This window comes from Noviherbaspirillum sp. UKPF54 (assembly GCF_007874125.1).
Taxonomy (GTDB): Bacteria; Pseudomonadota; Gammaproteobacteria; order Burkholderiales; family Burkholderiaceae_D; genus Noviherbaspirillum.
Map to the genome: position 1 here is coordinate 4,585,778 of NZ_CP040128.1, position 15,110 is coordinate 4,600,887.

The following is a 15,110-nucleotide window of genomic DNA, read 5'->3' on the forward strand; positions in this document are numbered from 1 at the left end:
ATCAGGCTGCGCCCAGTTTTTGCGTCACTTGCACGAATTGATCGAGCTTGGCGCGCGCCGTGCCCGAGGCGATCGTTTCGCGTGCCTTGGTCAAGCCGTCGGCAATCGAGTTCGCGATGCCGGCCGCATACAGCGCCGTGCCGGCATTGAGCACCACGATATCGCGCACCGCTCCCGGCTTGTTGTCGAGCGCCTCGAAAATCTTTTCCTTCGATTCCGCCGCGCCCGCCACCTTCAGGTTGCGGGTGGCGACCATCTGCAGGCCGAAGTCTTCCGGATGGATTTCATATTCGCGCACTTCGCCGTTGACCAGTTCGCCGATCATCGTCGCGGCCCCGAGCGAGACTTCATCCAGGTTGTCGCGCCCCCACACCACAACCGCGCGTTGCGCACCGAGGCGCTGCAGCACGCGTACCTGGATGCCGACCAGGTCAGGGTGGAATACGCCCATCAGGATATTAGGCGCGCCGGCCGGATTGGTCAGCGGTCCGAGGATATTGAAGATCGTGCGCACGCCGAGCTCCTTGCGCACCGGCGCCGCATGCTTCATTGCGGCGTGGTGGTTCGGCGCGAACATGAAACCGATGCCGGTTTCCTCGATCGATTGCGCCACCAGCTCCGGCTTGAGGTTGATGTTCGCTCCCAGCGCTTCCAGCACGTCGGCGCTGCCCGAGGAAGACGACACGCTGCGCCCGCCGTGCTTGGCGACGCGCGCGCCGGCCGCGGCGGCGACGAACATCGACGCCGTCGAGATGTTGAAGGTGTGCGCGCCATCGCCGCCGGTGCCGACGATATCGAGCAAGCCGGAGGTCTCCTTCAGCGGCACCTTGGTCGCGAATTCCCGCATCACCTGCGCCGCTGCCGCGATCTCGCCGATGGTTTCCTTCTTCACGCGAAGGCCCATCGTCAGCGCCGCGATCATCACCGGCGACATCTCGCCGCCCATGATCTTGCGGAACAAGGACAGCATCTCGTCGTGGAAAATTTCGCGGTGCTCGATGCAGCGCAGCAGGGCTTCTTGCGGGGTAATCGGCATATCGGGCTCTCCGGATCAGGCGGTCAGGAAGTTTTTCAGCAGCGCGTGGCCATGCTCGGACAGGATCGACTCGGGGTGGAATTGCACGCCTTCGATCTGGAATTCCTTGTGGCGCACGCCCATGATCTCGCCGTCGTCGGTCCAGGCGGTGATTTCCAGGCAGTCCGGCAGCGACTCGCGCTCGATCGCCAGCGAGTGATAGCGGATCACCGTATATGGGCTCGGCAAATCCTTGAATACGCCGGCGCCGGTATGCGTGATGACGGACGTCTTGCCGTGCATGACTTGCTTGGCGCGGATCACTTTGCCGCCGAACGCTGCGCCAATGCTCTGGTGCCCGAGGCACACGCCTAGCATCGGGATCTTCCCGGCGAATTCCTTCAGCACCGGCACCGACACGCCCGCTTCGTGCGGCGTGCAGGGACCTGGCGAAATGCAGATGCGGTCCGGCTGCATCGCCGCAATCTGCTCCAGCGTGATCTCGTCATTGCGGAAAGTGCGCACCTCTTCGCCGAGCTCGCCAAAGTACTGGACCAGGTTGTAGGTGAAGGAGTCGTAGTTATCAATCATCAGCAACATGTCAGAGCTCCCCATCCAGTCCGTCTTGCACTTGCTCGGCCGCGCGCAGCACGGCGCGCGCCTTGTTCTCGGTTTCCTGCCATTCCATCTCGGGCACCGAATCGGCGACTACGCCGGCGGCAGCTTGCACGTACAGCATGCCGTCCTTGATCACGCCGGTGCGGATCGCGATCGCCAGATCCATCTCGCCTCCGAACGACAGGTAGCCGCACGCGCCGCCATAGATGCCGCGCTTGATAGGCTCCAGTTCGTCGATCAGTTCCATCGCGCGCACCTTCGGCGCACCGGACAGCGTCCCTGCGGGGAAGGTCGCCTTCAGCACGTCGAGGTTCGTCAGTTCCGGCTTCAGGATGCCTTCGACGTTCGACACGATGTGCTGTACGTGCGAATACTTTTCGATCACCAGCTTGTCGGTCACCTTCACGCTGCCGGTCTCGGCGATCCGGCCGATGTCATTGCGCGCCAGGTCGATCAGCATCACGTGTTCGGCGATTTCCTTCGGATCGGCCAGCAGTTCCTTCGCCAGTTGCGCATCCTTCTCCGGCGTCGCCCCGCGCGGGCGAGTCCCGGCCAGCGGCCGGATCGTGACTTTCTTGTTACCGTCGCCGGTCTGCTCGTTGCGCACCAGGATTTCCGGCGACGCGCCGACAATCTGCATGTCGCCGAAGTTGTAGAAGTACATGTACGGCGACGGATTCAGCGAACGCAGCGCGCGGTACAGCGACAAGGGCGAGTCGACATACGATTTCTTCAGGCGCTGGCCGACCTGCACTTGCATCAGATCGCCGGCCATGATGTATTCCTTCGCCTTGACCACCGCTTTCAGATAGTCTTCCTTTGCGAAATCGCGTACGGTCTCGGTGCGCACCGTCGCCGACGTGACCGGCACGTCGACCGCGCGCCGCAGCATCGCGCGCAGATCCTTCAGGCGCTGGCGCGCTTTCGAATACGCTTCCGGCTGGGTCGGATCGGCATACACGATCAGATACAGCTTGCCGGACAGGTTGTCGATGACCGCCAGTTCTTCGGTGACCAGTAACTGAATTTCGGGCAGACCGAGATCGTCCTTGGGCGCGGTGTGTGCCAGGCGCCTCTCGATATGGCGCACCGTGTCGTAACCGAAGTAGCCGGCAAGTCCACCGCAGAAGCGCGGCATGCCCGGGCGCACCGCCGCCTTGTAGCGCGACTGGAATTGCGCGATGAATTCGAGCGGATTGCCTTCGTGCGTTTCGATTACGGCGCCGTTCCTGACCACTTCGGTCTTGGTGCCGTAGCTGCGCATCAGGGTCGATGCCGGCAGGCCAATGAACGAATAGCGGCCGAAACGCTCGCCGCCAACCACAGATTCGAGCAGGAAGGAATTCTTGCCGCCGTTCTGGGTTTGCGCCAGTTTCAGGTACAGCGTGAGCGGCGTTTCGAGGTCCGCGAACGCTTCGGCGATCAGCGGAATGCGGTTGTAGCCCTGTGCGGCCAGCGATTTGAATTCGAGTTCAGTCATGTTTCTCTCCGGGCGCTATTGTAGAACGAGCGGGTAATAGCGGGGGTGATTGTGCAAAAAACATTGCCAACAGAACAAGGTCGGCCGGCGGCGATCAGGGATTATTCAGCCCAGGATTGCCAGCGTCGCCACAGCCAGGCCTCGAACAGGCCCGGTGCGCAAACTTTCAGTTTTTTGCCGAGAAACATGCGTTTTTATGCGGAAATGAGATGGGCTGCGTCAAGCAGCGTGGAAACTATACCATCCGAATCGACGTTATGTATAGGTTCGCCATGGTTATACCCGTAGGGCACGTTCAGCACCCGGCATCCCGCAGCGCGTGCCGCCTGCGCGTCGTTTGACGAATCGCCGATGGCCACAACCTGCGCCGGCTGCAGGCCGAAATCCTCGCACACCTTCAAGAGCGGGTACGGGTCCGGCTTTTTCTTCGGCAGCGAATCGCCGCCGTACACCAGGTCGAAATACGGGCGTAAGCCGGTCTTCTCCAGCAGCGGCACGGCGAAGCCGATCGGCTTGTTGGTCACGCAAGCCAGGCGCAATCCCTTGCGTTTCAGTTCGTCGAGTCCCTCGCGCACACCGGGATAAACGCTCGCATAGTCGCCGTTGATGGCCAGGTAATGCTTTTGGTAAGACGCAAGCGCGACTGGAAAATGCTGCTCCACCGCCTCCGGCTCGTAATCGACCGCGAGCACGCGCCGCATCAGGTTTTCCGTCCCCTTGCCGACAAAATGGGTGATGGTGCCGATATCGAGCGGGGCCAGGGCCAGCTCGGAGCGCATGCGATTGACCGCGACATGAAAATCCGGCGCGGTGTGCAGCATCGTCCCGTCAAGGTCGATGATCGCCGCGCGGATGCCGGAGAGGGGGAGCCGTTCGGGCGCGTTCATGCTTGCGCCAACTGGCCGCGCATGGCGTCGATCACGGCCTTGTAATCCGGTTTGCCGAAAATGGCCGAGCCGGCGACGAAGGTGTCCGCACCGGCGCGCGCCGCGGCCGCGATGTTCTCGACCTTGATGCCGCCGTCGACTTCCAGCATGATGTCGCGCCCGGCAGCGTCGATGCGCTGACGCACCGCGGCGATCTTGTTCAACGCTTCCGGAATGAACGACTGCCCGCCGAAGCCTGGGTTGACCGACATGATCAGGATGATGTCGAGCTTATCCATCACGTGGTCGAGGTAATGCAGCGGTGTGGCCGGATTGAATACCAGGCCCGCCTTGCAGCCGTGATCGCGGATCAGCTGCAGGGAGCGATCGACGTGCTCGGATGCCTCGGGGTGGAACGTGATGATATTGGCGCCGGCCTTGGCGAAATCCGGAATGATGCGGTCCACGGGCTTGACCATGAGATGCACGTCGATCGGCACCTGCACATGCGGACGGATCGCCTCGCACACCATCGGCCCGATGGTCAGGTTGGGGACGTAATGATTGTCCATCACGTCGAAATGGATGATGTCGGCGCCGGCGGCAACGACGTTGCGGACTTCCTCGCCCAGGCGGGCAAAATCGGCGGACAGGATGCTGGGGGCGATGCGGTAATTGGGCATGACAAGCAAAGTGAATGAGGATGCGGTATTTTACCCGCTCGCCGGCCGGCCACGTATTGCGCTATGCCAGTAGCGCAAGCGCCATGAGCCGCTAGAATCCGTCATGCAAAAAGAGAAACAAGGAATGCCGATGGCCACCTACGAATTCACCGTCTCGGTCAAGACCCGGTATCTGGAGGAACAATCCGAGCCGGAGCGCGCGCATTACGTATTTGCGTACACCGTCACGATCAAAAACACCGGCAGCGTCGCAGCGCAGCTGATTTCGCGCCATTGGACCATTGTCGATGCCGTCAATCACGTGCAGGAAGTGCGCGGATTGGGGGTGGTCGGCCATCAGCCGCTTTTGCAACCGGGCGAACAGTTCGAATACACCAGCGGCACGGCGCTCAACACGCCGCACGGCTCGATGTCGGGCAACTACTTCTGTGTAGCGGAGGATGGCGAACGATTCGAGGCAAAAATTCCGGAATTCATCTTGTCTCAGCCGCGCACCTTGCATTAATGTTGCACTTCATCCTGCGGCGCTTCGGGTTTCCGTGGCGCTGGAGGCGAGGGTTTCTTCCCCGAGAACATCGTCCACCATACAATAAACACCAGCAAGAACAGGGCGACTCCTGCTTCAAGCATCAACAGCCACATAGCTTTCCCTCAATGTCATTCATTCGCCCCAGTTTACTCGCATCGACGGCGGCAGTCGTATTCGGCTTGGCCGCTTGCACAATCGTTCCGCCGGAACAGTCATGCAAATGCCCGCCGCCGACGTCCGCTGTGACGCAGCCGGAAGGTCCGAAGGAGTTGCTCAAGCCGACAAGCTTTGCGGCACTGCCGGGCTGGGGCAAAGATGATTTGCGCGAAGCTTGGCCAGCCTTTCTGGCATCCTGCGCCATATTGGCCAAGAAACCCGAATGGCGTGAGCCGTGTGCTGTCGCGCGCGACGTCGATGCAGGCAAGGACAAGACTATTCGCGCCTTCTTTGAAGCGTTCCTGGTACCGCATCAGGTCGTCAATCCGGATGGAAGCGATACCGGCCTGGTGACTGGGTACTACGAGCCTCTCTTGCACGGTGCGCGCAAGAGAGGCGGCCCGTACCAGATCCCGCTGCATCGCGCCCCGGATGACATGCTGACTATCGATCTGACCGCGCTCTATCCCGAATTGAAAAGTATGCGCCTGCGCGGCCGCGTGGTGGGCAACAAGGTCGTGCCATATCTGTCGCGTGCCGAGCTGATGCAGTCCGATATTCTGGTCGGCAAGGAACTGCTTTGGGTGGACGATGCGATTGAGGCATTTTTCCTGCAAGTGCAGGGCTCCGGGCGCGTACAGCTGGCCGACACAAAGGAAACGGTGCGAGTTGCCTATGCCGACCAGAATGGATATCCCTACAAGTCGATCGGCCGCTATCTGGTCGACAAAGGGGAGATGTCGCTGGAACAGGCATCAGCCCAAAACATCAAGACATGGTTTGTCGTCCACCCGGAACGTCGTCAAGAGTTGCTGAACGCGAACCCGAGTTATGTTTTTTTCAAGGAAGAGAAAGTCATCGATCCGAGCAAGGGGCCGAAAGGGGCGCTTGGCGTACCGCTGACGCCCCGCCGCTCCATAGCCGTGGATGCGCAATTCATCCCGCTCGGCGCGCCGGTATTTCTGGCTACAACCCAGCCGGGCGCGGACACGCCAATGCAGCGACTGACAATGGCGCAGGATACCGGCGGCGCGATTCGCAATGCCGTTCGTGCCGATTACTTCTGGGGCTTCGGCACGGAAGCCGGCGACAAGGCGGGCAAGATGAAGCAGCGCGGCATGATGTGGGTGCTGCTGCCGAAGCTGCGTTAATCAATGCGGGCCAAGCGGCTCAGCCGCCGCGGGGTGGGGAATTCCTGCCGCTCGGGCGGTCATTGTCTGCATGCTGCGCGCCAGGGTCGCATCCATGGTGGAAATGTGGAAGGCAAACCATTGCGGCAGCAATTCCCTGACCACCTCTCGTCCCACGCCGAGTTCTCCATTCATTACGCGGCAGTTCACGTTGTGCAGCGCTCCGAGCACCCGTGCATGTTGTTCGCGATGAACTTTCAGTGACTGGAAGTCCATTTCTTCCATCCATCGCTCTTCTGTTTCAAAAGCATGTTCCATTTGCTGAACAAGAGCGATGTATCCATTTCCGAATTCATGATCTTGCGCACTCGACAGCTTGTCTAGCATGCCAAATAAATCGTCATGCAAGCGATCCAAAGCGATGACGCCGAGCGGTTCATCGGATGGCCAAGTGGTATTTAACATCGGTGACCCTCCGTTGTATAGAAGTGAACGCGGCGGGAAGCAGAGTTGCGGTGCTTGATGGTCGGTGACTAGGGTAGGGAGCTTGCTGTTCACCTGTTCAGATTATGCTACTTGTTCAGTCCAGGACCCATTTGATATGTCTCAAGCGAGCCCTGGCGTAACGCCTGACTTCAGAGGGGCGGCTTGGCATTGTCGAGACGGTACAATGGCGGCTTACCTTTTTGTCAAGGAGCGTAAAAATGGCGTATGAAAATATCTTGGTCGACACACGTGAAAAAGTCGGGGTCATTCAGCTCAATCGCCCCAAGGCTTTGAACGCATTGAATGATCAGTTGATGGACGAACTGGGAGATGCGTTATTGAAGTTCGACTCCGATGACAATATTGGCTGCATCGTCATTACCGGCAGCGAAAAGGCGTTCGCGGCCGGGGCAGATATTGGTGCCATGGCCAAGTACACATTCATGGATGTGTACAAAGGTGATTACATCACCCGCAACTGGGAGCAGATTCGGCGGGTGCGCAAGCCGGTGATTGCGGTCGTCGCTGGATATGCACTTGGCGGCGGCTGCGAACTGGCGATGATGTGCGACTTCATCATCGCGGCCGAGACAGCCAAATTCGGACAACCTGAAGTCAAGTTGGGGACTATGCCAGGTGCTGGGGGGACACAGCGGCTTCCGCGCGCAATTTCCAAGTCAAAGGCCATGGACCTATGTCTGACTGCGCGGATGATGGACGCGGCGGAGGCTGAGCGGGCAGGATTGGTTTCGCGTGTTGTCCCGGCCGACAAACTGATAGACGAAGCAATGGCAGCAGCCAAGGCTATCGCCGGCATGTCTCTACCTATTGTTATGATGATCAAGGAATCGGTGAATCGATCCTATGAAACAACCTTGGCAGAAGGTATTCAATATGAACGACGCTTGTTTCATAGCACCTTCGCCACTGAGGACCAGAAAGAGGGGATGGCGGCGTTTGTCGAAAAGCGTGCGCCGAGCTTCCGCAATAACTGACGTACGAGGTGTTGGAAGGGCAAGAAAGATCGCCGTCAACTACTTCTGCAAAGCAGTTGACGGCACTGAGAGAAGTAGTCATAATCTCGCCTCTTTGCTGCTGACGAATAAAACGATTCGTTGGTAGATTGCAAGCCTGAAAAGTCTTGCAAAAAGAAGCGGTTAGCAACAAATGCTCGCGAACAAGATGAAATAAAACGCTTGACGCAAGCAATAAAGCGCTTCATAATCTCATTTCTCTGCTGCTGACAAACAAAACGCTTTGTTAGCGAGTTGCGAAAGCGACGGCAGGACAAGTTCTTTAACAAGTAACAGCCGATAAGTGTGGGCGCTTGGTGGGCGTGCGGCGGTGGCGGAAGCTGCCGAAGCTCAAAGCATATCAAGTGCTCGCAAGAAATACAGGTAAGTTCGCAAGAACGGACCTAGTCAGTATTTTGAGTGAGCGACGGTTCTTAGGAACCTGCCGGTAAAACGGCACAAAACAGGAATTGAACTGAAGAGTTTGATCCTGGCTCAGATTGAACGCTGGCGGCATGCCTTACACATGCAAGTCGAACGGCAGCGCGGGCTTCGGCCTGGCGGCGAGTGGCGAACGGGTGAGTAACATATCGGAACGTGCCTTAGAGTGGGGGATAACTAGTCGAAAGACTAGCTAATACCGCATACGACCTACGGGTGAAAGTGGGGGATCGCAAGACCTCATGCTCTTAGAGCGGCCGATATCTGATTAGCTAGTTGGTGGGGTAAAAGCCTACCAAGGCGACGATCAGTAGCTGGTCTGAGAGGACGACCAGCCACACTGGGACTGAGACACGGCCCAGACTCCTACGGGAGGCAGCAGTGGGGAATTTTGGACAATGGGGGCAACCCTGATCCAGCAATGCCGCGTGTGTGAAGAAGGCCTTCGGGTTGTAAAGCACTTTTGTTCGGGAAGAAATCCTTCTGGCTAATATCCGGAAGGGATGACGGTACCGGAAGAATAAGCACCGGCTAACTACGTGCCAGCAGCCGCGGTAATACGTAGGGTGCAAGCGTTAATCGGAATTACTGGGCGTAAAGCGTGCGCAGGCGGTTGTGCAAGACAGAGGTGAAATCCCCGGGCTTAACCTGGGAACTGCCTTTGTGACTGCACGGCTAGAGTGTGTCAGAGGGGGGTAGAATTCCACGTGTAGCAGTGAAATGCGTAGATATGTGGAGGAATACCGATGGCGAAGGCAGCCCCCTGGGATAACACTGACGCTCATGCACGAAAGCGTGGGGAGCAAACAGGATTAGATACCCTGGTAGTCCACGCCCTAAACGATGTCAACTAGTTGTCGGGGATTAATTTCCTTGGTAACGCAGCTAACGCGTGAAGTTGACCGCCTGGGGAGTACGGTCGCAAGATTAAAACTCAAAGGAATTGACGGGGACCCGCACAAGCGGTGGATGATGTGGATTAATTCGATGCAACGCGAAAAACCTTACCTACCCTTGACATGGATGGAATCCTTGAGAGATTGAGGAGTGCCCGAAAGGGAGCCATCACACAGGTGCTGCATGGCTGTCGTCAGCTCGTGTCGTGAGATGTTGGGTTAAGTCCCGCAACGAGCGCAACCCTTGTCATTAGTTGCTACGAAAGGGCACTCTAATGAGACTGCCGGTGACAAACCGGAGGAAGGTGGGGATGACGTCAAGTCCTCATGGCCCTTATGGGTAGGGCTTCACACGTCATACAATGGTACATACAGAGGGCTGCCAACCCGCGAGGGGGAGCTAATCCCAGAAAGTGTATCGTAGTCCGGATTGTAGTCTGCAACTCGACTACATGAAGTTGGAATCGCTAGTAATCGCGGATCAGCATGTCGCGGTGAATACGTTCCCGGGTCTTGTACACACCGCCCGTCACACCATGGGAGCGGGTTTTACCAGAAGTAGGTAGCCTAACCGCAAGGAGGGCGCTTACCACGGTAGGATTCGTGACTGGGGTGAAGTCGTAACAAGGTAGCCGTATCGGAAGGTGCGGCTGGATCACCTCCTTTCTAGAGTATCCGCGCAGAAATCAAGCGTTCACACTTATCGGTGTGTTATTCGAGAACAGCAATGGGTCTGTAGCTCAGCTGGTTAGAGCACCGTGTTGATAACGCGGGGGTCGTTGGTTCGAGCCCAACTAGACCCACCATCGGATATTGGGGGTTTAGCTCAGCTGGGAGAGCACCTGCTTTGCAAGCAGGGGGTCGTCGGTTCGATCCCGTCAACCTCCACCAAGACATCAAACCTAAGTCATCGCCAGGGTGGCGAGGTGATTTAGGTTTGATCTTTTACGATCGATAGGCTGTTTTTGTTCTTTAACAATCTGGAAGAAGTAGTAAAGATTTATCAGTTGGAGCTGATATGTTGTGATGACGTATTGGTGACGACTGGTGGGTTGTGATTGTATCAATCATTAGTATGAAAGAGTTCTCGCAAGTAGAAATACGAGCGACAAGTTCTGGAATACGGCACGCAAACTCAAGCTCTATAGCGTTTCTTGCAAGAGAAGCTAACGTTATAGGGACAAGCGACTAAGTGCACATGGTGGATGCCTTGGCGATATCAGGCGATGAAGGACGTTGTAGCCTGCGATAAGCTGCGGGGAGCTGGCAAACAAGCTTTGATCCGCAGATTTCCGAATGGGGAAACCCGGCCCTTTGGGTCATCTCACACTGAATACATAGGTGTGTGAAGCGAACGTGGCGAACTGAAACATCTAAGTAGCTACAGGAAAAGAAATCAACCGAGATTCCCAAAGTAGTGGCGAGCGAAATGGGAACAGCCTGCAAGATTTAGCAGTCGAGATAGCAAAATGCTCTGGAAAGTGCAGCCATAGCGGGTGATAGCCCCGTATGCGAAATCTGGATTGTGGAACTAAGCTTGCGACAAGTAGGGCGGGGCACGTGAAACCCTGTCTGAACATGGGGGGACCATCCTCCAAGGCTAAATACTCGATATCGACCGATAGTGAACCAGTACCGTGAGGGAAAGGCGAAAAGAACCCCGGAAGGGGAGTGAAATAGATCCTGAAACCGTGTGCATACAAACAGTAGGAGCCTCGTAAGGGGTGACTGCGTACCTTTTGTATAATGGGTCAGCGACTTACATTCAGTGGCAAGCTTAACCGTGTAGGGAAGGCGTAGCGAAAGCGAGTCCGAATAGGGCGTTCAGTCGCTGGGTGTAGACCCGAAACCAGATGATCTATCCATGGCCAGGATGAAGGTGCGGTAACACGCACTGGAGGTCCGAACCCACTAGTGTTGAAAAACTAGGGGATGAGCTGTGGATAGGGGTGAAAGGCTAAACAAATCTGGAAATAGCTGGTTCTCTCCGAAAACTATTTAGGTAGTGCCTCAAGTATCACCACCGGGGGTAGAGCACTGTTATGGCTAGGGGGTCATCGCGACTTACCAAACCATTGCAAACTCCGAATACCGGTGAGTGCGAGCTTGGGAGACAGACGCCGGGTGCTAACGTCCGACGTCAAGAGGGAAACAACCCAGACCGCCAGCTAAGGTCCCAAAGATTGGCTAAGTGGAAAACGAAGTGGGAAGGCTAAAACAGTCAGGAGGTTGGCTTAGAAGCAGCCATCCTTTAAAGAAAGCGTAATAGCTCACTGATCGAGTCGTCCTGCGCGGAAGATGTAACGGGGCTAAGCCAGTCACCGAAGCTGCGGATCTGCAGTAATGCAGATGGTAGGAGAGCGTTCTGTAAGCCTGCGAAGGTGTCTTGTAAAGGATGCTGGAGGTATCAGAAGTGCGAATGCTGACATGAGTAGCGATAATGCGGGTGAAAGGCCCGCACGCCGTAAGCCCAAGGTTTCCTGTTCAACGTTCATCGGAGCAGGGTGAGTCGGCCCCTAAGGCGAGGCAGAGATGCGTAGCTGATGGGAAGCAGGTTAATATTCCTGCACCGTCGTTAGATGCGATGGGGGGACGGATCGCGGAAGGTTGTCCGGGTGTTGGATGTCCCGGTTCCTGTATCAAAGAAGGCCAGTAGGCAAATCCGCTGGCGTAATTCAAGGGTATGGGACGAGCGGCCTTGTGCCGCGAAGCAATCGGAAGTGGTTCCAAGAAAAGCCTCTAAGCTTCAGTCTAACGAGACCGTACCGCAAACCGACACAGGTGGGCGAGATGAGTATTCTAAGGCGCTTGAGAGAACTCGGGAGAAGGAACTCGGCAAATTGGTACCGTAACTTCGGGATAAGGTACGCCCTTGTAGCTTGACTGGCCTGCGCCAGGAGGGTGAAGGGGTTGCAATAAACTGGTGGCTGCGACTGTTTAATAAAAACACAGCACTCTGCAAACACGAAAGTGGACGTATAGGGTGTGACGCCTGCCCGGTGCTGGAAGATTAAATGATGGGGTGCAAGCTCTTGATTGAAGTCCCAGTAAACGGCGGCCGTAACTATAACGGTCCTAAGGTAGCGAAATTCCTTGTCGGGTAAGTTCCGACCTGCACGAATGGCGTAACGATGGCCACACTGTCTCCTCCCGAGACTCAGCGAAGTTGAAGTGTTTGTGATGATGCAATCTACCCGCGGCTAGACGGAAAGACCCCATGAACCTTTACTGTAGCTTTGCATTGGACTTTGAACCAATCTGTGTAGGATAGGTGGGAGGCTTTGAAGCGAGGACGCTAGTTCTCGTGGAGCCGTCCTTGAAATACCACCCTGGTTTGTTTGAGGTTCTAACCTTGGCCCGTTATCCGGGTCGGGGACAGTGCATGGTAGGCAGTTTGACTGGGGCGGTCTCCTCCCAAAGTGTAACGGAGGAGTTCGAAGGTACGCTAGGTACGGTCGGACATCGTGCTAATAGTGCAATGGCATAAGCGTGCTTAACTGCGAGACTGACAAGTCGAGCAGGTACGAAAGTAGGACATAGTGATCCGGTGGTTCTGTATGGAAGGGCCATCGCTCAACGGATAAAAGGTACTCTGGGGATAACAGGCTGATTCCTCCCAAGAGTTCATATCGACGGGGGAGTTTGGCACCTCGATGTCGGCTCATCACATCCTGGGGCTGTAGCCGGTCCCAAGGGTATGGCTGTTCGCCATTTAAAGTGGTACGTGAGCTGGGTTTAAAACGTCGTGAGACAGTTTGGTCCCTATCTGCCGTGGGCGTTGGAAGTTTGAGGGGGGCTGCTCCTAGTACGAGAGGACCGGAGTGGACGAACCTCTGGTGTACCGGTTGTCACGCCAGTGGCATTGCCGGGTAGCTAAGTTCGGAAGAGATAACCGCTGAAAGCATCTAAGCGGGAAACTTGCCTCAAGATGAGACTTCCCGGGAACTTGATTCCCCTAAAGGGTCGTTCGAGACCAGGACGTTGATAGGTCAGGTGTGGAAGCGCAGTAATGCGTTAAGCTAACTGATACTAATTGCCCGTGCGGCTTGTCCCTATAACCTTAGCAGGTATAGGCAAGTAAGCGTGTGAATGACTGATTCATCACACCCGCCAAAATTTGTAGTACCCCTGATTGCTACTTCTTTCCAGATTGGGCCGTTTGTTGCAGCAACCGCTGAACAACCGGCTTTACAAGTTATGCCTGATGACCATAGCGAGTTGGTACCACCCCTTCCCATCCCGAACAGGACCGTGAAACGACTTCGCGCCGATGATAGTGCTGCAACCAGTGTGAAAGTAGGTTATCGTCAGGCTTGTTACCCAAAAACGCCCCCAGCATCCAACTGCTCGGGGCGTTTTGCTTTGGTCAGCCCTCCAATCACTCCCCGCAGCGCGATCAGAAAACGGCTGCCCGTATGTCGAACGCCCTGGTAATCCCCCGAAAAAGAAGCGGATTTGAAAGTAGAATTTTCTCCAATCAGAAACGAGGAAGTTTTACATGAAGAAGTCGTGCTTTTCGGAAAGCCAGATCATCGCCATTCTCAAGCAGGCCGAAGCCGGTACACCGGTCCCGGAGCTGTGCCGTGAATGATGTGCCCCCATTCGTAGTGCCAGGGGCCTTCTAGCAAAGTCCAATTAAAAACATCAAATTCTTTCCTGCTCGCCGGCCTTTGGCAGCCGGTTTGTCCGGCAGCTTGCAGCAAATTCGGCTGGTGTCTGGTAGTTCAATGCGCTATGCGGCCGATGCTCATTGTAATCGCGCCGCCATGCCGCGATTCGAATGCGCGCTTCCGCCAGGCTGGTGAACCAGTGGTCGTTCAGGCATTCATCTCTGAAGCGACCATTGAAACTCTCGATGTAGGCGTTCTGCGTTGGCTTGCCCGGCTCAATCAGCTTGAGTTGCACGCCATTCTGATACGCCCACTGATCCAATGCCTTGCCGGTGAACTCCGGACCCTGATCCGTTCGGATTGCTGATGGCAAACCACGGAACTGCGCTGCTCGCTCCAGCACGCGAACGACGTAGTGACCGGAAATGCCATGCTCAGCCACCAAGTCGACCGACTCCTTGGTGAAGTCGTCCACGATGGTCAACACCTTGATCCTGCGGCCATTGGCCAGCGCATCGCTGACGAAATCCATAGACCATACTTCATTGGGCCGGCTTGGCAGTACCAGTTGCTCCCGTTCGACTGCTACACCATGCCGCTTGCGCCGGCGCTTTACCGCCAGGCCAGCGCCCTGATAAAGACGAAAGATCCGTTTGTGATTTGCCTCGATGCCTTCACGTCGTAACAGCGCATGCAGGCGACGATAGCCAAAGCGGCGGCGTTCGCCGGCCAGTTCAACCATGCGAGCCTGCAATTGCTCGTTCTCGGGTTGTGCCTTGCCCTGGTAGTGCAAGACAGTGCGTGACAGCCCCACAAGCAGACAGGCGCGGCGCTCGGAAATCGTAGTCTTCTCCCGCATCGCTGCGACCATCTCACGCTTGGCCTGTGGGTTCAGTGCTTTCGGCCTAACGCCACTTTCAGAGCTTCTGCATCCAGCATTGATTCGGCCAACAGTTTCTTGAGCTGGGCATTCTCTGCTTCCAGGTCCCGCAGCCGCTTCGCATCCGGCACCGTCATGCCGCCGAATTTGGCGCGCCAGGTGTAAAACGATGCATCGCTAAAGCCATGCTGTCGACACAGCTCTTTGACCGATACGCCGGCATCTGCCTGCTTCAGAAATCCAATAATCTGCTCGTCGGTAAACCGCTTCTTCACGTTCATTCTCCCTTTCGAAAACGAACTTTACT

The 15,110-nt window shown here is 56.5% G+C and carries 10 protein-coding genes, 2 tRNA genes, 3 rRNA genes and 1 pseudogene; 9 read left to right on the forward strand and 7 right to left on the reverse strand.

Going from position 1 to position 15,110, the window contains the following annotated elements; translation table 11 throughout:
* Nucleotide 1 precedes the first annotated feature (1 nt).
* The 5 genes from trpD to rpe all read right to left on the reverse strand — a co-directional run bounded on the left by trpD (nucleotide 2) and on the right by rpe (nucleotide 4,662).
* Entirely contained in the window at nucleotides 2-1,036 is a 1,035-nt protein-coding gene (gene trpD, locus FAY22_RS21240) for an anthranilate phosphoribosyltransferase (protein WP_146332854.1), read from the reverse strand.
* Between the two features lie 15 nt (nucleotides 1,037-1,051).
* Entirely contained in the window at nucleotides 1,052-1,615 is a 564-nt protein-coding gene (locus FAY22_RS21245) for an aminodeoxychorismate/anthranilate synthase component II (RefSeq protein WP_146332856.1), read from the reverse strand.
* A gap of 1 nt (nucleotide 1,616) precedes the next feature.
* Nucleotides 1,617-3,113 carry an anthranilate synthase component I gene (gene trpE / locus FAY22_RS21250; RefSeq protein ID WP_146332858.1) on the reverse strand — a complete coding sequence of 499 codons (1,497 nt, stop codon included), beginning with the start codon at nucleotides 3,111-3,113 and terminating at the stop codon, nucleotides 1,617-1,619.
* A gap of 194 nt (nucleotides 3,114-3,307) precedes the next feature.
* Nucleotides 3,308-4,000: a phosphoglycolate phosphatase gene (locus FAY22_RS21255; RefSeq protein WP_146332860.1), complete on the reverse strand. Its 693-nt coding sequence runs from the start codon at nucleotides 3,998-4,000 to the stop codon at nucleotides 3,308-3,310.
* Entirely contained in the window at nucleotides 3,997-4,662 is a 666-nt protein-coding gene (rpe, locus tag FAY22_RS21260; RefSeq protein WP_146332862.1) for a ribulose-phosphate 3-epimerase, read from the reverse strand. The genes FAY22_RS21255 and rpe overlap by 4 nt, the downstream gene beginning before the upstream one ends.
* A 130-nt stretch (nucleotides 4,663-4,792) precedes the next feature.
* Here rpe and apaG point away from each other — a divergent pair, with 130 nt between their 5' ends.
* Both apaG and FAY22_RS21270 read left to right on the forward strand, forming a co-directional pair.
* Nucleotides 4,793-5,167 (forward strand): Co2+/Mg2+ efflux protein ApaG, encoded by a 375-nt coding sequence (gene apaG, locus FAY22_RS21265; protein WP_146332864.1) that lies wholly within the window; start codon nucleotides 4,793-4,795, stop codon nucleotides 5,165-5,167.
* A gap of 149 nt (nucleotides 5,168-5,316) precedes the next feature.
* Entirely contained in the window at nucleotides 5,317-6,498 is a 1,182-nt protein-coding gene (locus tag FAY22_RS21270; RefSeq protein WP_146332866.1) for a murein transglycosylase A, read from the forward strand.
* Here FAY22_RS21270 and FAY22_RS21275 read toward each other — a convergent pair whose 3' ends face one another.
* Nucleotides 6,499-6,942, reverse strand: a complete 444-nt coding sequence (locus FAY22_RS21275) for a bacteriohemerythrin (RefSeq protein WP_146332868.1) — start codon at nucleotides 6,940-6,942, stop codon at nucleotides 6,499-6,501. It abuts the gene before it with no gap.
* A gap of 239 nt (nucleotides 6,943-7,181) precedes the next feature.
* Here FAY22_RS21275 and FAY22_RS21280 point away from each other — a divergent pair, with 239 nt between their 5' ends.
* The 7 genes and pseudogenes from FAY22_RS21280 to FAY22_RS22705 all read left to right on the forward strand — a co-directional run.
* Nucleotides 7,182-7,958, forward strand: a complete 777-nt coding sequence (locus FAY22_RS21280) for an enoyl-CoA hydratase (protein WP_146332870.1) — start codon at nucleotides 7,182-7,184, stop codon at nucleotides 7,956-7,958.
* A 490-nt stretch (nucleotides 7,959-8,448) separates the two neighbouring features.
* A 16S ribosomal RNA gene (locus tag FAY22_RS21285) occupies nucleotides 8,449-9,979 on the forward strand.
* Between the two features lie 63 nt (nucleotides 9,980-10,042).
* A tRNA-Ile gene (locus FAY22_RS21290) sits at nucleotides 10,043-10,119 on the forward strand.
* A 9-nt stretch (nucleotides 10,120-10,128) separates the two neighbouring features.
* Nucleotides 10,129-10,204, forward strand: a tRNA-Ala gene (locus FAY22_RS21295).
* A gap of 287 nt (nucleotides 10,205-10,491) precedes the next feature.
* Nucleotides 10,492-13,367 (forward strand): 23S ribosomal RNA (locus tag FAY22_RS21300).
* A gap of 146 nt (nucleotides 13,368-13,513) precedes the next feature.
* Nucleotides 13,514-13,626 (forward strand): 5S ribosomal RNA (rrf, locus tag FAY22_RS21305).
* The 16S, 23S and 5S rRNA genes sit together here with 2 tRNA genes alongside, the layout of an rRNA operon.
* Nucleotides 13,627-13,811: 185 nt before the next feature.
* Nucleotides 13,812-13,901, forward strand: a pseudogene (locus tag FAY22_RS22705) (transposase); the annotation flags it as partial.
* Between the two features lie 56 nt (nucleotides 13,902-13,957).
* On the opposite strand, the gene FAY22_RS21310 reads toward FAY22_RS22705, so the two are convergent.
* A protein-coding gene (locus tag FAY22_RS21310; protein ID WP_146333116.1) for an IS3 family transposase occupies nucleotides 13,958-15,078 on the reverse strand; the annotation gives its coding sequence in 2 pieces (ribosomal slippage) (nucleotides 13,958-14,835 and nucleotides 14,835-15,078; 1,122 coding nt in all).
* Nucleotides 15,079-15,110 lie beyond the last annotated feature (32 nt).